General features: G+C 51.0%; 16 protein-coding genes. 11 read left to right on the top strand and 5 right to left on the bottom strand.

The window, feature by feature from the left end:
• Positions 1-152 precede the first annotated feature (152 nt).
• From recQ to MD588_RS20110, 4 genes are all read left to right on the top strand, one after another.
• The gene (gene recQ, locus MD588_RS20125) at positions 153-2,000 is read left to right on the top strand and encodes an ATP-dependent DNA helicase RecQ (protein ID WP_265699464.1); all 1,848 of its coding nucleotides are present in this window, start codon (positions 153-155) and stop codon (positions 1,998-2,000) included.
• A gap of 300 nt (positions 2,001-2,300) precedes the next feature.
• Entirely contained in the window at positions 2,301-2,639 is a 339-nt protein-coding gene (locus tag MD588_RS20120; protein WP_265699463.1) for a DUF3630 family protein, read from the top strand.
• Between the two features lie 170 nt (positions 2,640-2,809).
• Positions 2,810-3,487: a 7-cyano-7-deazaguanine/7-aminomethyl-7-deazaguanine transporter gene (locus MD588_RS20115; protein WP_265699462.1), complete on the top strand. Its 678-nt coding sequence runs from the start codon at positions 2,810-2,812 to the stop codon at positions 3,485-3,487.
• 47 nt (positions 3,488-3,534) lie between these two features.
• A complete protein-coding gene (locus tag MD588_RS20110; RefSeq protein ID WP_265699461.1) occupies positions 3,535-3,972 on the top strand; it encodes a GNAT family N-acetyltransferase in 438 nt (145 codons plus the stop codon).
• A 257-nt stretch (positions 3,973-4,229) separates the two neighbouring features.
• On the opposite strand, the gene elbB is transcribed toward MD588_RS20110, so the two are convergent.
• Positions 4,230-4,880, bottom strand: a complete 651-nt coding sequence (gene elbB, locus MD588_RS20105; protein WP_265699460.1) for an isoprenoid biosynthesis glyoxalase ElbB — start codon at positions 4,878-4,880, stop codon at positions 4,230-4,232.
• A 324-nt stretch (positions 4,881-5,204) separates the two neighbouring features.
• Here elbB and polA point away from each other — a divergent pair, with 324 nt between their 5' ends.
• Entirely contained in the window at positions 5,205-7,976 is a 2,772-nt protein-coding gene (gene polA, locus MD588_RS20100; protein WP_265699458.1) for a DNA polymerase I, read from the top strand.
• Between the two features lie 197 nt (positions 7,977-8,173).
• A complete protein-coding gene (locus tag MD588_RS26205) occupies positions 8,174-8,221 on the top strand; it encodes a hypothetical protein (protein ID WP_438616993.1) in 48 nt (15 codons plus the stop codon).
• Between the two features lie 717 nt (positions 8,222-8,938).
• Here MD588_RS26205 and yihA read toward each other — a convergent pair.
• A complete protein-coding gene (gene yihA / locus MD588_RS20095) occupies positions 8,939-9,604 on the bottom strand; it encodes a ribosome biogenesis GTP-binding protein YihA/YsxC (RefSeq protein ID WP_265699457.1) in 666 nt (221 codons plus the stop codon).
• Positions 9,605-9,762: 158 nt separating this feature from the next.
• On the opposite strand from yihA, the gene MD588_RS20090 reads away from it, so the two are divergent.
• From MD588_RS20090 to hemN, 5 genes are all read left to right on the top strand, one after another.
• Positions 9,763-10,380, top strand: coding sequence for a c-type cytochrome (locus tag MD588_RS20090; protein ID WP_265699456.1), 618 nt, complete (start codon positions 9,763-9,765; stop codon positions 10,378-10,380).
• Between the two features lie 897 nt (positions 10,381-11,277).
• Complete coding sequence (locus tag MD588_RS20085) at positions 11,278-11,919, top strand: class I SAM-dependent methyltransferase (protein ID WP_265699455.1); 642 nt, start codon at positions 11,278-11,280, stop codon at positions 11,917-11,919.
• Entirely contained in the window at positions 11,919-12,488 is a 570-nt protein-coding gene (gene yihI / locus MD588_RS20080; RefSeq protein WP_265699454.1) for a Der GTPase-activating protein YihI, read from the top strand. The genes MD588_RS20085 and yihI overlap by 1 nt, the downstream gene beginning before the upstream one ends.
• A gap of 3 nt (positions 12,489-12,491) precedes the next feature.
• A complete protein-coding gene (locus MD588_RS20075) occupies positions 12,492-12,971 on the top strand; it encodes a DUF2489 domain-containing protein (RefSeq protein ID WP_407676599.1) in 480 nt (159 codons plus the stop codon).
• 203 nt (positions 12,972-13,174) lie between these two features.
• Entirely contained in the window at positions 13,175-14,548 is a 1,374-nt protein-coding gene (gene hemN / locus MD588_RS20070) for an oxygen-independent coproporphyrinogen III oxidase (protein ID WP_265699453.1), read from the top strand.
• Between the two features lie 146 nt (positions 14,549-14,694).
• Here the strand turns inward: hemN and MD588_RS20065 are convergent, their stop codons facing one another.
• From MD588_RS20065 to MD588_RS20055, 3 genes are all read right to left on the bottom strand, one after another.
• Entirely contained in the window at positions 14,695-14,823 is a 129-nt protein-coding gene (locus tag MD588_RS20065) for a hypothetical protein (RefSeq protein WP_265699452.1), read from the bottom strand.
• A gap of 213 nt (positions 14,824-15,036) precedes the next feature.
• Entirely contained in the window at positions 15,037-16,038 is a 1,002-nt protein-coding gene (gene add, locus MD588_RS20060; protein ID WP_265699451.1) for an adenosine deaminase, read from the bottom strand.
• A gap of 76 nt (positions 16,039-16,114) precedes the next feature.
• The gene (locus tag MD588_RS20055) at positions 16,115-18,667 is read right to left on the bottom strand and encodes a bifunctional diguanylate cyclase/phosphodiesterase (RefSeq protein WP_265699450.1); all 2,553 of its coding nucleotides are present in this window, start codon (positions 18,665-18,667) and stop codon (positions 16,115-16,117) included.
• Positions 18,668-18,719: the final 52 nt, after the last annotated feature.

Genomic DNA, 18,719 nt, shown 5'->3' with positions numbered 1-18,719 from the left:
AGGGAAGAGTGAAAACGCCTGGAGGCGATCTGAGAGTCACTTTCCAGTTAATCGGATCACGACCGTCTGGCGGGTAGCGAACGGCACGTACCGTTCACATCGGCGATCTGATTGGTATAGAATAGCCAGCTCGTCAATTAAAGAGTCGATTTATGTCATCTAGCAGCGCCGCGGTTTGTCAGCCAACTACTCTCTTCGCCAGTGAGCAGATCTTACAGGATGTGTTTGGTTACCAGACGTTCCGAACCGGCCAGCAGCAGGTGATTGAAGCCGTCGTACAAGGGCAGGACTGCCTGGTGATCATGCCGACCGGCGGGGGAAAGTCGCTCTGCTACCAGATCCCGGCGCTGATGCGCGAAGGATTGACGCTCGTGATTTCTCCCCTGATTTCATTAATGAAAGATCAGGTCGATCAGCTCAATGCCAACGGTGTGTCTGCCGCCTATCTCAACTCGACGATGAGCCGTGATGAAATGCAGGAGACATTCCGGGCGATGCAGGGCGGCGAGGTCAAGCTGGTGTATGTTTCACCGGAGCGTGTGCTGACCCGGGACTTTCTCGAGCGTCTTTCGGATATGCCGCTCAGTCTGGTCGCCGTTGACGAGGCGCACTGTATTTCCCAGTGGGGACATGACTTCCGGCCTGAATATGCTGCGTTGGGAGCGCTGAAGCAACATTTTGACCAGCTGCCGATCATGGCACTGACTGCCACGGCTGATGAGACCACCCGTAATGATATCGTGTCCCGCTTGAGCCTGGTGGAACCGCATACCTATCTTGGCAGTTTCGACCGACCGAATATACGTTATACCCTGCAGGAAAAATACAAGCCGATGTCGCAGCTGACCCGTTACCTGAGCGGAGTACGGGGCCAGTGCGGGATTGTCTATTGCAATAGCCGAAAACGGGTTGAGCAAATTACCGAGAAGCTGTGTGAGAGCGGGATCCGGGCAGCCGCCTATCATGCCGGGCTTGACCATTATGACCGGGCACAGGTACAGGAAGGCTTTCAGCGTGACGACATCCATATTGTCGTGGCGACAGTGGCTTTCGGCATGGGGATCAATAAGCCCAATGTCCGTTTCGTCGTACATTACGATATTCCACGTAATATCGAGTCCTATTATCAGGAAACCGGCCGGGCTGGTCGTGACGGCTTACCTGCGGAGGCCGTGATGTTCTATGACCCCTCGGATCTGGCCTGGCTGCGCCGCTGCCTTGATGAGAAGGAAGATGGGCCGCAAAAACAGGTTGAGAGCCATAAACTCAATGCAATGGGGGCGTTTGCCGAAGCCCAGACCTGCCGCCGGCAGGTACTGTTGAACTACTTTGGTGAATACCGCGAGGAGCCATGTGGCAACTGCGATATTTGCCTTGATCCGCCGAAGCGTTTTGCTGCTGTCGAGGTGGCCCAGAAAGCACTGTCTTGTGTCTACCGGGTGAACCAGAGTTTTGGTATCAACCATGTGGTTGATGTGATGCGCGGGATGCAGAACCAGCGTATTCGCGAACATGGTCATGACAAGCTCAGTACTTATGGGATCGGCCGCGAGCACAGCCATGAGTTTTGGGTCAGTATCTTGCGCCAGCTCGTACACCGTGGCTTTCTCGTTCAGAGTATTGTCCGTAGCTCGACGCTGCAGCTGACCGAAAAAGCCAGAGGCGTGCTGCGGGCCGAAGTCGAGCTGGAACTGGCCGTGCCACGGCTTGATATTGCGGCTCGCAGCGCAAAAAGCGACAAGCTGGCCAATCGTCATTACGACAAGAAGCTCTTTGCCAAGCTGCGTAAGCTGCGCAAGGCGATTGCCGACGAGGAAGACTTGCCGCCGTATGTGGTTTTCAATGATGCCAGCCTGATGGAGATGGCAGAAATGCTGCCGACCTCGGCCGGTGAAATGCTGGCTGTGAACGGGGTTGGCCACCGTAAGCTGGAGAAATACGGCAATGCGTTCTTGAACGTGATCGAAGATCACCTGATGGCTGGGGTCGATGAAAGATAAAAAAATACCGGACTGTCCGAGTCCGGTATAAATGCGTTTAAGAAACATAACAGGGTATGTTCTGTTCGCTACAAAACAGCTTGCGTATTTGGTGAGAATGTTAATTTCACCTGCTGCCCGGCAAAACGGAAACGACGGGATGCGTTTTTCGTGTAACCAGGCAACGAAGCTATAAAAACATGAACGAATGCAGCTGGCTATAGCTCCTTTATTGCTTGATACGCATAGAAACACTTGGTTACAGGAAAGTCGCGGTGACGACATGTTACTGCGTTTGCCATGGATAAAAAGGAATAATCAATGTCCTCTTCGACCCCGAAATCACCCTCGAATACCATACTGACGTTTGTGTGCCGAGAATTGGATTTGGAACAGGGTTTGCTATTGATCAGCGGTCCCGAGTTTGATTTTGACAACTTCTCCGAGGTGGCTGCACAGCTGCTGCAGCAAATTGATGCCAGCGTGATCGAGCGTGAGCTTAATGCCGATCTGCATGTCTGGCTGATTGATTTCGAAGGCTGCCGGTTGATGCTCAAGGGAGAGCACTATGCCGGTGCCCTATGGCTGGAGTGGTTATCGCCTGATGATAGGGAAACACTGCAGTTTGTGGCTTCGTTGCTGGGCTATCGCCAGTCGTAAAATTGGCTTGGTCAGACAGTAATCGTTTGCGTCTCTTTGGGGACCTCTTTTCTGGCTAGGCAACCAAAGTGGTTAATGTATAATCACCGCTTCGGTTGCTGCGGCCAGGTATGAGAGCCTGGCGGTAGTGTTTTGGGTTCCCTCTCCCCCAATGACAAAAAGGTCTGATAATGACTGTATCTCAATTTTCTCTCGCGCAGCAGCGCAAAGCCCTTTCGTTCCTGGTTGTCTTCCACTTGTTGATCATTGCTTCCAGTAATTATCTGGTGCAATTGCCGTTCACTATTTTTGGTTTCCATACTACCTGGGGCGCGTTCACCTTCCCGTTTATTTTCCTGGCAACAGATCTGACGGTCCGGATCTTTGGTGCGGCAATGGCACGCAAAATCATTCTGCGGGTGATGATGCCATCGTTGGCCATTTCCTATGGCCTGTCGGTACTGTTTTATCAAGGTGAGTACCAGGGGTGGTCGCACCTGGGAGAATTCAATCTGTTTGTGGCCCGGATTGCGATAGCCAGCTTTATGGCCTATCTGCTGGGACAGATCATGGATGTCTCGGTCTTTAACCGCCTGCGACAGACCAAGCAGTGGTGGGTCGCACCGAGTTGCTCAACCATTTTTGGCAATGCGCTGGATACAATTGCCTTCTTTGCCATTGCCTTTTACAACAGTCCGGATCCGTTTATGGCCGCAAACTGGGTTGAGATCGCGCTGGTGGATTACAGCTTCAAGCTGATTATTAGCCTGGGCTTGTTTGTGCCGATGTACGGGGTGTTGCTCAATTATTTGATTAAGCGCCTGACGACCATTGCGCCTAAACTTGAGCCCGAAAAAGGGCTGATTTAAACTGAAAGAGCCGGCAGTTAGCCGGCTTTTTTATTAGGGGCAGAGTGATGAAAATACGTCAGGCAAGTATGGCAGAAGCGGCAGAGGTACTGGCACGCATCGGTGAGTTTGCAAAGTCGGCGGATGAAGCGGCGCTGCAAGTGAGGTTGAAGGGCAAGCAGCCCCTGATCCTGGTGGCAGAGCAGGGTGGCCAGCTGATCGGGGTAAAAATAGGTTACCGTCTGTCGGAGACGTGCTTTTACAGTTGGCTGGGCGGAGTGGCCCCAGAAGGGCGGCGTGGTGGGGTGGCCCAGGCGTTGCTCGAGGCACAGGAAAGCTGGGTTATTGAGCAGGGGTTTGAGGAGCTGCGGGTTAAGTCCCGTAACCGTTTTCCGGCGATGTTAAGGCTGCTGCTCCGTAACGGTTATCTTATTGAGCATATGGAGAAAAAAGACGGCATTGAAGATTTCAGGTTGCATTTTGTGAAGATACTGCCAACCAAATGACAATTATTCTCAATAAAGTACTTGCATCTTAAATGAGAATGGTTATTATTAACTTGCACTCAGCGAGAGAGGAAAGCCAAAGGTTCTCTTGTTTGAAGGCACGACATTGCTCACATTGCTTCCAGTGTACTTCAGCGACGGTCTGTGTTTTTAGTGTAGGGCTGAAAACGAATACCACTTCTGCTGAGCGGCGCCTCCCGATTGATTTATTTAATTCAGGTCGCGCCGCTTTTTCTTTTCCCATCTTCTGTCGGCTACTACGCCAATTTCACCAGTTCCTTGACCAATTTGTTAATACCGCTTGCCGCTTCCGAGATGCTGTTGGCCAGCATATAAGCCGGGGTTGTCAGGATCCGCCGCTTTTGATCCAGAACGTAGTCATCCACAGGACAGTTAATATGTTCCCCCCCCATTTTGCTAAACGCGTTGGCGGTGTCAGGATCATAGCCGATGGTTCCTTTGGCGCCGGGGCCATAGATTGCCGGGATCAAGGTCGGGGCTATGCAGAGATAGGCCGCAGGTTTGTCTTCGTTAGCGAACTTCTGGCAGGCCCGTTTTACTTCAGGGTTAATTTCACAGCCGGCACCAGCAAAGGCGAAGTCAGACAGGTTTTTGGCGGCGCCAAATCCGCCGGGTAGCAGCAAGCCATCATAGTCGGCTGCCTGAAGGTTCACGATATCGTCAATTTTTCCCCGGGCAATACGCGCCGCCTCAACCAGTACGTTGCGGGTTTCTGGCATTTCCTCGCCGGTAATGTGGTTGATAACATGGTGCTGGTTGATATTGGGGGCAAAACAATGCCAGCTTGCTCCTTGCTGCTCAATAGCATGCAGTGCCAGTACGGCTTCGTGGATTTCTGTTCCGTCAAATACGCCTGAGCCGCTTAAAATAACCGCAATTCTCTTCATTTTGGCTTCCTTTATGGTCGGATTTATCTATTTTTACTCTCAGATACTCTTATTTCAGATCGGTCTGTTAACTTTTTCCACAATTAATGATCATTTTAGGATCGAGGATCCATTTTTGCATTAATACTTAACTTGCTGATTTTTATGGCTTTGGTTGGAAATTGTTTATTTGTTATGTTTTTTGATCAACTGTTTGATTTTAAATACTAACAAAGTTATCCACAGGTGATGGTGGATTAGTGGAAAACATCAGTTAACACTTGTCGGCTGTCATGGCATTCTAATGCCTTAACTCTTTCATCCCCCGGATATAAGAATATCTCTATGGCAACTATCCCTGAAAATCCACTTATCCTGATTGATGGATCCTCCTATCTCTATCGTGCCTATCATGCAGCGCCTAATTTTACCAACTCTGACGGTGAACCGACGGGCGCGGTGTACGGTGTTGTGAATATGCTGCGCAGTTTGTTGCGTCAGTTTTCGACTGAGCATGTTGCAGTGATCTTCGATGCCAAAGGCAAGACATTCCGTGATGATCTATACCCGGAATACAAGGCGCACCGCCCACCTATGCCGGATGATCTTCGCAGCCAGATCGAGCCATTGCATGCAGTGATCAAGGCAATGGGACTGCCATTAATCTCGATCTCCGGGGTAGAGGCAGATGATGTGATCGGCACCTTGGCAACCCAGGCATCAAAAGCGGATATGCCGGTCTTGATCAGTACCGGTGATAAAGATATGGCCCAGCTGGTCGATCAGAATATTACCCTGATCAATACCATGACAGATGTCGTCATGGATCCGGTGGGTGTGGTGGAGAAGTTTGGTATCGGTCCCGAGCTGATTATCGACTACCTGGCTTTGATGGGCGATAAAGTGGATAACATTCCGGGCGTACCGGGCGTGGGCGAGAAGACAGCCAAAGCCCTGTTGACCGGGATCGGCGGACTGGATGCATTGTATGATAATCTTGATGCGATTCCGGCTTTGGGCTTCCGTGGCTCGAAGACCATGCCGAAGAAACTGGAAGAACATAAAGACGCAGCCTACCTGTCTTATGAGCTGGCGACGATTAAGCTCGATGTCGAGCTGGAGATGACCCCGGATCAACTACGTAAAGGCGAGCCGGATACCGATGAGCTGACTAAGCTATTTGGCAAACTCCAGTTCCGCCGTTGGCTGGCCGAAATGTTGGACGGTAGTGACGGAAAAATTGTTGCTGATGAGAAATCGGCTGCGGCAAAGGAAGAGACAAAAACGGTTGCTCCGACGATTGATCGTAGCGGTTATGAGACGGTACTCGATGAGGCGTCATTCAATACGTGGCTGGAGCAGCTGAGTGCGGCTGATGTGGTCGCGTTTGATACCGAAACCGATGGGCTGGATTATATGACGGCAAACCTGGTTGGTGTGTCGTTCGCTGTTGAAGAAGGCAAAGCCGCCTATGTACCGGTTGCCCATGATTATCTTGATGCGCCAGCGCAGTTGGATCGTGACTGGGTGCTGGCCAAGCTAAAACCGTTGCTGGAAGATCCTGCGCAGGCCAAAGTGGGGCAGAACCTCAAGTTCGATGCCAGTATTCTGGCCCGCTATGATATTGAGATGCAGGGCATTAAATACGACACTATGCTGGAGTCGTATGTGTTCAACAGTGTCGTCGGCCGCCATGATATGGACAGCCTGGCCCTGCGCTATCTGGAACACAAGAACATCAGCTTCGAGGAGATTGCGGGCAAAGGCAAGAAGCAGCTGACGTTCAACCAGATCGACCTCGAGCAAGCCGGGCCTTATGCGGCAGAAGATGCCGATATTACCCTGCGCCTGCATAATCTTCTGCTGGAGAAGGTTGAGGCAGACGACAAGCTGAAGTCGGTATTTGAAGAGATTGAGATGCCATTGGTTCCGGTGCTGTCGCGCATGGAGCGTACCGGTGTCTTGATCGACAGCATGCAGCTTAGTGCCCAGTCGGCAGAGATTGCAGTCCGCCTTGATGAGCTTGAGAAAAAAGCGTTTGATATTGCCGAGCAGGAATTTAACCTCAGCTCGCCGAAGCAGCTACAGGCTATTCTATTCGAGAAGATGGGACTGCCGGTGCTGAAGAAAACCCCGTCGGGCTCCCCTTCTACCAATGAAGAGGTGCTGCAGGAGCTGGCACTGGACTACCCATTGCCAAAATTGATCCTGGAATACCGCAGCCTGGCGAAGCTGAAATCAACTTATACCGACAAACTGCCGAAGATGGTGAACCCGGCGACCGGCCGTGTGCATACCTCTTACCATCAGGCCGTTACGGCGACTGGCCGCCTGTCGTCCAGTGATCCTAACCTGCAGAACATTCCGGTTCGAAATGAGGAAGGTCGCCGTATTCGTCAAGCCTTTATTGCCCCGACCGGCTACAAGGTACTGGCGGTCGATTATTCCCAGATTGAATTGCGGATCATGGCCCACCTTTCTGGTGACAAAGCCCTGCTGGATGCGTTCAGGCACGGCAAAGACATTCACGCGGCCACTGCTGCCGAAATTTTGGGGTTGCCGATTGAGTCGGTCACTAGCGAACAGCGTCGCCGTGCTAAGGCGATTAACTTCGGCCTGATCTACGGGATGAGTGCCTTTGGCCTGGCCAAGCAGCTGGATATGGGGCGTAACGAAGCCCAGGACTATATGAACGTGTATTTTGAGCGTTACCCAGGGGTGCTGGAATATATGGAAAGTACCCGTACGGCGGCGAGCGAGCAGGGGTATGTTGAGACCCTGTACGGCCGTCGTTTGTATCTGCCGGACATCAAATCGCGTAACGGCCTGCGCCGTAAAGCTGCCGAACGCGCTGCGATTAATGCGCCAATGCAAGGGACCGCTGCGGATATTATCAAGCGTGCCATGGTACTGGTGGATGAGTGGGTACAGCAGCAAGAATCTGGCCGAGTTCGCTTATTAATGCAAGTACATGACGAACTTGTTTTTGAGGTACAGGAATCAGAGCTGGAAACTGTGACGGAAGAGGTGCGCCGTCTAATGGAATCAGCGGCTGAGCTGGACGTCCCGTTGATTGCCGATGCCGGTATGGGAGATAACTGGGACCAGGCACACTAACGATCCTGCTATCCTATTGCTCGTGATTGAAACAAGAATAGCTGGCCTGGTGCCAGCTATTTTTTTATGAAAAATAAAGCATCATAAAATTACGGTAAGTAGAATTTAGTTACGTATAAGTGAAAAAAAACTACAAAAATGACTTTTCAAAACTGTGCAATTGATATACAGTTATCGGCGTAGGGTACAGAGGTAAGATGTTCTATCTTTCAGACCTTTTGTTTCACGTTATTGGATTTGGCTGATTCAGCCGCCCTGGTCTTTTGACCAGGGCGTTTTTTATTTCAGCGTCATAAAAAAACTCCCCCAGCCTTTCTCGCTTCAGCCATGGCGACTATTCTTTGTCCGTGACAGCCAAGCTTCATTTTTTTGCTGAATGATAATTGTACAAATCTAGACGCAATCGCATTATTCCTGTCTGCTCATAACGTTTTTTCTACAACCGTGGGATCCGTATCTCTGATTTGCGAGGGATGATTTTAGAGTAATTACTTTAAAATTTGTTTTGAGGTCGGTATAATTGTCCATGCTTCTTGTTCATATTTGTTATTGGTAGCGGGTCTTTTTACCGGCTAGCCAACACATCCATGAAATGGCCACCCTCTCTTATTGGGGTGGCTTTTTTTTCGCCTGCCAATTCATAAAACTGTAATTAACTTCCATAATTAATTCGTCTGAACGGTCGTTTTTGTTACTTAATTTTCACTAAAAAGCAACTGAGCACTAATTTGCTACAGAAGGCGTAAAATACCGTATTTTGCTGGGATAAAGGCAGGCAGGGCGCTGGTCGAAGTGGTGAAGAAGTAGACAAAAACGGGATAAAAAACTTGCGTTGGTTTAGGAAATCATTGATGCTTTTAGCACAAAAATAAAAACCTCCTATTTCTCTCCCGTTGCCCCACCTGGAAGGTGGGGAATTTTTATGGCCCTGTCCATAGAGCCATCATTTAGCGAATGATCTGTTACTCCGCATCATCGCTAGCTGGTTCACCTTCGTCTTCAAGTAGCGCCTGCTGACGGGCCAGCTCAGGGGCAAACCACTCGTCGAGTTTGCGGCGTACCTGATCAACACCAAGGCCTTTCAGGGAAGAGAAAACTTCAACCTGTACATCGCCGCCGAAGCTTAACGCCGTATTACGCACCGTCATGAGTTGCTTCTTGCGGGCACCGCTTTTCAGTTTGTCGGCTTTGGTTAGCAGTACCAAAACAGGTAGGCGGCTTTCAACGGCCCAACTGATCATCTGCTGATCCAGATCTTTCATTGGATGGCGGATATCCATCAGTACCACCAGCCCCTGCAGGCACTCACGCTTCTGTAAGTACTCGCCGAGTGATTTTTGCCACTTCAGCTTCATTTCCAGCGGAACCTGGGCAAAACCATAGCCTGGCAGGTCGATCAGGTTGCAGCCGTTCACGACCTCAAACATGTTGATCAGCTGGGTACGACCCGGCGTTTTAGAGGTACGTGCCAGGCTTTTCTGGTCGGTGATACGGTTCAGGGCACTTGACTTACCTGCATTGGAGCGGCCAGCAAATGCGATCTCAACGCCTGTGTCGTTTGGCAAGTGACGAATATCCGGTGCACTTGTGATGAATCCTGTATTTCTATAGTTGAGAGGTTGATTCACTGTTAACTCCGTCAAGTCTTCATGTAGTCGACTGATTACTTTTATGTGAAATTGTGTAAAATGTACGAAAACCGTGCTTGGTTTGTGGTCGCATTGTATACCATGTAACTGAGCATTACTTGTGGTACTGGAAGCTCTATAATTATAAACGGAATGTCATGAAGAAATTAGCACTTATATTGACTCTTCTGGCCAGTTGCTCAGCCTGGGCCCAGGGAGATGCAGAAGCTGGAAAAGCGAAAGCAGCAACATGTGCGGCTTGCCATGGTGCGGACGGTAACGGCATTATGGCGCAATACCCGAAAATTGCCGGTCAACATCCGGGCTACCTTGAAAAGCAGCTCAAGGACTTTAAGTTAGCAATGACGACAGGCGGTAAGCAGGGGCGTAATGATCCCGTGATGGGCGGGATGGCGATGCCTTTGACCGAGCTGGATATGGCAGATCTCGCGGCTTACTATTCAACCCTACCTATTTCAGACAATACCACACCGGAATCATCGATTGAGGTTGGCCAGCAGCTGTATCGCTTTGGTGATGCCGAGCGCGGTATCGCGGCTTGTACGGCTTGTCATGGCCCGCGTGGTAACGGAACCAGCCTGTCGGGGTTCCCGAAAATTTCCGGCCAGAATGCTGAATACGTGAAATTGCAGCTGGAAAAATTCCGCTCAAGCCAGCGTAGCAACGATATGAATGCCATGATGCGTTCGGTTGCGGCCAAACTGTCCGATGATGAAATTGGCGCCCTGTCGCAGTATGTCGGCGGCCTACACTAATACCCCCCTATTCCAGTATTGAATAATAAAGGCAGCCTCGGCTGCCTTTTGCTTTTGGGGTAAAGCTACCGACCGTTATCAGTGCCACTTAATCGGACCGGCCGAAAGTGCGAATAGCTGAACAGCCTGTGAGAGATCGGCTATTCAACGTGGCCGATGATGATGAAAAAAAATAGCCTTACGACATCTAAATGCATTCAGAACAGTGGGTTATCAATATTGAAATAAATTATCAGCCAGTGTGCTCTGACAGGTGACCTTGTACCGGAGCTGAATCGGCGTAAAGTATGCGTTGTCGACACGGAGAGCGACACAGGACAGGAAGCGCCATTGACGGCATAGGCAAGAGGCCTGAAGGATTACAGGATGTCTGGCCAGGAGGCCGGGTAGACCGCATGAAGCGTAGGGACTGTCAAGGTAGACGCTTACGGACAAGTCTTCGTTTGAAGAATTTGGTACGCGACGGAGAGTGTACCCACATGGATGGTGAATTGCGTTATCTGGACGATAACATGCTTAAAGGATAAGCCGGTTAGGGACTAACCGAATTTACAGGGATGCGTGACACGGAAGGTGAAAATTCATCAGGGTGATGAAGAACAATAAAGTTGGCAGGGAAAGCACAAATAACAAAAGGATTGTTGTCAAACCGGGATGTTACATACTGGTTAAGGACAGACTAGACAGGATAAAAGCCAGCAATGGCGACCCATAGAGCGACAGGTGTATACCTGTCGCTTTTTTCTTTTCTGCATTTTACTTTCCCCCCCTGCCTGGCTCGGCGCACATGGTGCGAAAGTGCACATTTCTCCATCGAATCTGCTATGATACCCGGCTTCATTTTAAGCCAGCCGGTGGTAAGCGGTACTGCCTGCTGGGATTAGGAGACAGAACGTTATGCTAACCTGCCCGTTATGCAGCAGTCAGTCGGTCGGTGCTTTTCATCAGGACAAGCGACGGGCTTATTTCCGTTGCCTGGATTGTGCACTGATTTTTGCTGATCCTGAAGCGTTGCTGCCGCCTGACGATGAAAAGGCCGTTTATGATCAACATGAAAATAACCCGGAAGATCAAGGCTATCGCCGCTTTCTGAATCGGTTGGCTGCACCTTTGATAGAGCGCCTGGGACCGGCACCTTTATCTGGGCTGGACTTTGGCTGTGGCCCGGGCCCGACTCTTTCCGTGATGCTGGAAGAGATGGGGTATAATATGGCTATCTATGATCTGTATTTTGCCAATGAGCCTGCAGTCTTAGAGCAGCAGTATGACTTTGTCACCTGTACAGAAGCGATTGAACACTTTTATACGCCTGCGAAGGAATGGGGGCAGCTAACAGGGATGGTGAAACCTGGCGGGTGGCTGGGACTCATGACCAAGTTAGCAATAGATGCAGATGCCTTTGCGCAATGGCATTACAAGAACGACCCAACCCACGTGAGCTTTTTCAGCCGCGAGACTTTCCGCTATCTGGCAAAGCGTGATGGCCTGGAAGTCGAGTTTGTTGGAAATGATGTAATTTTGCTGAGGAAGACCCAGTAATGACCCGTAAGAAAAGAAGCCGTAAGCCAGGATCAGAAGGTCCTGCGGCATTTACCCAAAAATCAACGACTCAGCTTGATCTGGAAGCTCGCAAGCGCCAGAAAGACAAGAAGCGTAAAGGTCTGAAGTCTGGCAGCCGCCACTCTGAAGCCCAGATGAATGATTCGAGAGCCCAGGCGAAACGCAAAGATCCGCGCCACGGTAGCAAGAAGCCGGTACCTTTGATTGTCGAGGCGAAGAAGCCTGCCACGAAGAAAGAGCGCCGCCTAAGTGCCGAGCAGGAACTGGCGATGCTGGAAAATGATGCGCAACTTATGGTGTTGTTGGATCGTATCGAAGCCGGTGAGAATCTTGGTTCAGGCCTGCAGAAGCAGGTTGACGAAAAACTGGATCGTATCGAGCAGCTAATGAACCAGCTGGGCCTACTGGAAGACGATGAGCCAGCGGCTGCGGATGACGTTCAGCCGGCGGCCGATCTGTCTTCAGACGATGATCTGCTGGACAAGTTCGAGAATATGGGCTTTGACTCGTTCGAGGACTCATCCGAGAACTCATTCGATAAGGAGTAACCATTGCAGGATATGACGCTTTGGTTAGGACTGGCGGGCAGTCTTGTTGCTGTGCTGGCGGCGTATGCCGGATACTTATTGTTTAAGTTGTATCAGCAGAACACACGTCATAAGGCCTTTCTGGAGCGGGCTAAGCTTCAGCAGGCTGAGAAGATTAATGAGCGCAATGCCAACATTATGAGCAGTGTGTTTATTATTGCTGAAGCCGGCAAGCAGGATCAGTGTACGCTGTCTGAGATTGCCATCCGTCTGTATAAGCTGATGGAAGTGCTGCAGGCTGAGCAGGCCGTTGATTTTGCAAGTCAGTATCCGGCGATGCATGAGTTGTATAACGTGGTTAAAGATATGCCGCGTGGCGATGCCCGTAAAGTATTGCAGAAGAAAGAGCGTATGGCACAGGATCTGCAGCGCATGAAAGCCGAGGCCCGGTTGCTGGATGATATCAAGCGCGAGCTGGATATGATTCTGGCACTAAAGGCTTAGGGCGAACTGGCGGTACTGCCGGGGCAATTCCTCATCTATATTGGTTCTACCGGTATAGGTGGGGTTTTCTTGTCTTGGGCTGCGTTTAATCTGAGCCAGCCAACATTTCAGCTATCTTTAAAAAGTAAAACATCTACATCTTTACCAAGTTATGGCACACTCGGTATTCGCAATTAACCCCAAACGACTAGTGGAAGTATGTCATGTCACATGAGCAGATTATTTGGGATCAGGCACTGATAGAAAAATACAATTACTCAGGCCCCCGCTATACCTCATACCCGACCGCCCTTGAGTTCCATGAGGCTTTTACGCCGGCGGAATTTGATATGGCGTGCGCTCAGTATCCCGAGCGTAACCTTTCACTGTATGTTCATATTCCTTTCTGCCACAAGCTTTGCTACTACTGTGGTTGTAACAAGATTATTACCCGCCATCAGCACAAGGCCGATCAGTATCTTGATGCCCTCGAGCAGGAAATCCGCCAGCGTGCGGCACTGCTTGGCGAGCGAAATGTCAGTCAGCTGCACTGGGGGGGCGGTACACCAACGTTCCTGACCAAGGCACAGGTGAGCCGTTTGATGGGGCTGCTTCGTGATCAGTTTACGTTTGCCCCTGACGCCGAGATCAGTATTGAGGTTGACCCGCGTGAGATTGAGCTGGATATGCTAGATCACTTGCGCTCTGAAGGGTTTAACCGATTGAGTATCGGGGTACAGGACTTTAATAAGGAAGTACAGAAGCTGGTTAACCGCGAGCAGGATGAGGAATTTATCTTTGCCATGGTTGAACGGGCAAAAGAGCTGGGCTTCCGCTCGACCAACCTGGATCTTATCTATGGCCTGCCTAAGCAGAACCGTGAGCTGTTTGCCGAAACGCTTGAGCAGGTACTGACGATGAGGCCGGGGCGGTTGTCGATTTTTAACTATGCCCATATGCCTAAGTTGTTTGCGGCACAGCGCAAGATCAATGAAGCAGAGCTGCCGGCGGCCAAAGAGAAGCTGGCCATCTTGCAAGATACCATTGCAACCCTGACCGGGGCGGGCTATCAGTTCATCGGTATGGATCACTTTGCTCTGCCGGATGATGAGCTGGCGGTCGCCCAGCGTAACGGTGTGCTGCACCGAAATTTCCAGGGCTATACCACACAGGGCGACTGTGATTTGCTGGGGCTTGGCGTATCGGCCATCTCGATGATTGGCGATTGTTATGCCCAGAACCAGAAAGAGCTCAAAAAATACTACTCGAGTGTCAACGAAAAACGAGAGGCACTGTGGAAAGGGGTTTCTCTGGATGCGGATGATCTGTTGCGCCGCGAAGTGATCAAGGCGCTGATCTGTAACTTCCAGCTGGATATGCAGGATATCGAACAACGTTTTGGACTGGATTTCAAAACCTACTTTGCGGAAGACTTCGAGCTGCTGCAGACCTTTGTAAACGATGAGCTGGTCACTGTGAACGAGCGTTATATCCAGGTTGAGCTGAAAGGCCGCCTGCTGATCCGCAATATCTGTATGTGTTTCGATAAATACCTGCGTGATCGGGCCCGCCAGCAGCAGTTCTCCCGGGTTATCTAATCTAGGCTGAGGCTAGAAATGCAAAGCCCCCGCAACTGAGGTTCTCGGACCTTCGGTGCGGGGGCTTTTTAATACCGGCAGAAGCAATATTGGTCTCAACCTAGCAAGGCGGGGCCAGAGAATGATCCCAGTCGGTATAAACAGGCTCAGCTGTTAAACATATTCGCTGTAGCTATCAGAGCCAGTACGCCTGCAGCAAAATGGCCGGAACCATTGGCTGCAACTTCACTGACAACAGGCATAGCCACGCTGAATGAAAGAAGACTTTCCAGCATGGTGGTGTTCCCACGTTGTTATTGTTGGTGTTAGTGCGGTCTTCGAAAAGCCGGTAGCGGCTTGGCGAAGGGTGTTACCCCATTGGAGCTGAGCCGACGGGCCGGCAGCAAAAGGTGGGCGTATTCTACGCAAAATCGGCCAGAATGGAATTGTTTTTGCTCAAAAAACGAGCAAAAAGTCCATCTGACCGATCATGACTGATAAGTGACTGATTAGCGGTTAGCAGCTTTGTCTTTAAGTGCTTGCTTTTCCGCGTCAGAGATAAATGCCAGCTCAAGGCCGTTGATCTGTGCCTGGCGGATTTGCTCCTCGCTCAGGCCAACTTTTGGCGCCGCCACTTCATACTCGTGAGGCAGTTCGATACCTTCCACCGCTGGGTCATCGGTATTCAAACAGGCAAGGATACCGTGCTCCAGGAACTGTTTTACCGGGTGTGACTCAAAGGATGCCACGGTGCTGGTCTGAATGTTGGAGGTCAGGCAAGACTCGATACCGATTTTATGCTCGGCCAAGTAGTCCATCAGTTTTGGATCGTGAACGGCTTTGACACCGTGGCCGATACGCACCGCACCCAGCTCACGAATTGCCTGCCACATGCTCTCCGGTCCTGCTGCTTCGCCGGCATGAACGGTGACTTGCAGGTTCGCATCACGGACTTGTTTGAAGTGAGATACAAATTGTTCGCCAGGCTGGCCTAGCTCGTCACCCGCCAAATCGATAGCAACCAGCTTGTCTTTTTGGGTCAGTAGGGCATCCAGTTCTTGCTGGCAGGCATCCGTACCGAATGTCCGGCTCATGATCCCGATAAGGTTAGCCTGAATACCAAAGTCACGGCAGCCGGCCTGTACACCATCAACGACAGCTTCAACCACACCTGCTACCGGGAGGTTGTGCTTCATGGCCATGTAGTACGGGGAGAAGCGCAGTTCGGCGTAATCAATTTGGGCGTTGAGTGCATCTTCGACATTTTCATACGCGACACGACGGCAGGCATCAAGATCACCCAGCACTGCGACACCCCAGTCCAGTTTTGACAGGAAGGCAACCAGGCTTGGCTCGGCTTCCACGATCTGAACATGCGGGCGTAGGGACTCAATATCATTGGCTGGCAGCGCCATACCAAATTGCTGGCCCAGTTCTAAAATCGTCTGGATACGGATGTTACCATCAAGGTGGCGATGCAGATCGGTTAAAGGAAGGTGCTTAGTAATCATGATTATAGGTATCCCGCTAAAAACTGGTGAGCCAGTATACGCAAAGAAGAAATTACAATCATTATAGTTAGTGCTGCTAATTGTCCATAGCCGGAGAAATTGCGTCGATGCTTACCGGATCTGTTGACCATTCACTCAGTGGTTTGGGCCGGGCGTAATAAAAGCCCTGGGCATAGCGACAGCCGAGAGACTTGAGCTGCTGCACCTGTTCTTGGGTTTCGACGCCTTCCGCCACAATGTCGGCATTGAAATTGTTGGCCAAGGTAATGATGGCGGCAACTACCGGCGTATAGTTGTCGCTCTCCGACATTTGGTTAACGAACGAGCGGTCGATTTTCAGGCTGTCAAAAGGTAGTTGGGTCAGGTAAGCCATCGAAGAGTAACCCGTGCCAAAATCATCGATAGCGATATGTACGCCCAGCTGCCGCAGTTGCTTCAGGGTTTTCGTCGCCTGCTGGGGGTGGCTGATCAAACGGGATTCGGTGATTTCCAGGGTCAGGTTAGCGGTTGGCAAAGCTGACTGGGCTAAGGTGGCTCTGAGCTGATCGACAAAGTTCGCTTGTAGCAGCTGACGTACAGACAGGTTGACGTGCAGCATAAAATCTTGCGGCCATCGGCCTCGTTCGATCATCTGTTGGGTTTGCAGGCATGCCTGCAGTAAGATTTTCTGTCCCATCTCGATGATCATGCCGTTCTCTTCTGCCAGCGGGATAAACTGCGCAGGGGGTACCAGACCTCGGGTCGGGCTGCGCCAGCGTACCAGTGCCTCGGCTCCGCAGATCGACTCATCGCTTAAGTCAACCAAAGGCTGAAAATGCACTTCTAGTTCGTTGTGTTCCAGAGCGCGGTTTAGCTCGGCCGCCAGCCGGGTTTTTTCCAGCGAGGCTTCAAGCATGTGGGGGGCGAAGTAGTGTGCCGGCTGATCCTCGTGTGCCTTGGCTTGGTTGAGCGCCAAGCTGGCATTGCGCAGCCACTCGCTCATGTCGCCTTCTTGCAGTGCTCCTTGTACGATGCCGATACTGGCCGAAACCATCACATCCACACCATTGACAATAAAAGGCAGATAAAACGGTGTCAGCAGCTGCTGGGTAATATGGTGCGCATCATCACGGGCAGAGAGGTTGGGGATGAAGACAGCGAATTCATCACGGCCTACACGGCTGAGCAGGGCGGCGGTGCCCGGGAGTTCTTTCTCCAGACGACGGGCGATGAGCACCAGCAGTTGATCGCCATTGAGGTGGCCGATACTGTCGTTGATATGGCTGAAGGCTTTCAGGCCGATGATCATCAGCGCGCTTTGCTGGCCTGTCAGCGGATGGCGAGTCGCCTCTATGAGCCCCTCGCGGCTGAGCAACCCGGTGAGCCCATCATACAGAACCTGCTTGCGGAGCGTATTGAACGAGTGCTGCAGACGGGCAGACATGGCTTTGAATGCTGAGGCGAGCTGGTCGGTTTCATGGAGCTTGAGTGTCTGGTGAATATCGACGTCCCAGTTGCTTTCGGTGATTTTCTGCGAAGCTTGCGCAATATCGATGATCGGCTGGGTCAGCCTTTTCAGGATGAACAGTCCGAACAGTAGTCCGAAGCCGGCAAGCAGCGCCGCCGCGATCAACCCTGATTTCTGTTGCTCCGGCAGCTGTCCCAGCAACTCGGCTTCGGGCATGATAACAATAATACTCCAGTTGAGGCCGTGTTCGTCCCGGAAAGGAGTGATCCGGCTGAAATAGCGCGTGCTGTTTTGTTCAAAGGCAAATTCAGTCGCACTGTTTGGCTGGGACATATGGTGTTCAGTAATAAAAGCTTGGCTGGCTTCAATTAGAGGATCGGGCTGCGGTAGGTGAGTCGTGGGTTGTTCTTCCGGCGGTAGGCCCGAGCTGGCCAGTAGCTTACCCTTGCCGTCGATGAGGTATGTACTGCCAGAGAAGTTATTGCTTTCATGACGGAGGAACTTATTGAGATGACTGAGGCTGATGTCGGTCACCATAACCCCGAGCAACTGGTTGGTAGTGTCATCAATCACCGGACTGACGGCGGAAATCGCCAGGCTCTGGTTTTCATCTTGGTTGGTATAGACATCAGCCCAGCCGGATTCTAGGCTACGGGCAAACGGCAGATACCAAGGGCGTTCGGTGGGATCATAGTCACTGACCCGGTAGCGTGTTGTGCTGTAATGGGTCGATTCATTGTAAATATGCAGTTCATTGTCAGTCCGCCGATCTTTCAATAGCAGAGACAGTTGGTAGCGGTTTCTTTTGCGAAAGCCGACAAAATATTTGTCTTCGCTGCCAAAGCCGATAGTCGTGATTTGTGGCTGGTGGGCATACAAGGTGGAGATGGCATCCTTCAGGTAGGCCTCGAGGCCTGCTAACCGAGGCGGCTGATACAGATTGTGGCGTTGAATGCTGTCGGCGATGGTTAGGTTGGTATTGAAAGGGTCGCCTAAAAATCCACGTAAATCGTTGCTAATACTTCGCGTATAGGAGTTCAGCAGTTTGCCACTGACTTCAGCCAGCATACGCTCATAGCTGTTTTGTTGGGCGATGGCGATCACTCCAACAGTTAACAGCAATAGCAGGCTGAACGGCATCATGACCGCAAAACGTAGCGTCAGCAGACGGGGTTTAAGCATTTTCGTGAATTGTTGAAGTTTTGTGTTGTGATTATTATCAGCTGATAATCAA

Origin of the sequence: Photobacterium obscurum (assembly GCF_026191635.1) — a bacterium.
GTDB lineage: Bacteria > Pseudomonadota > Gammaproteobacteria > Enterobacterales > Vibrionaceae > Photobacterium > Photobacterium obscurum.
Note: the sequence above shows the minus strand (reverse complement) of the source record. Positions and strands in the feature narration are given on the sequence as shown.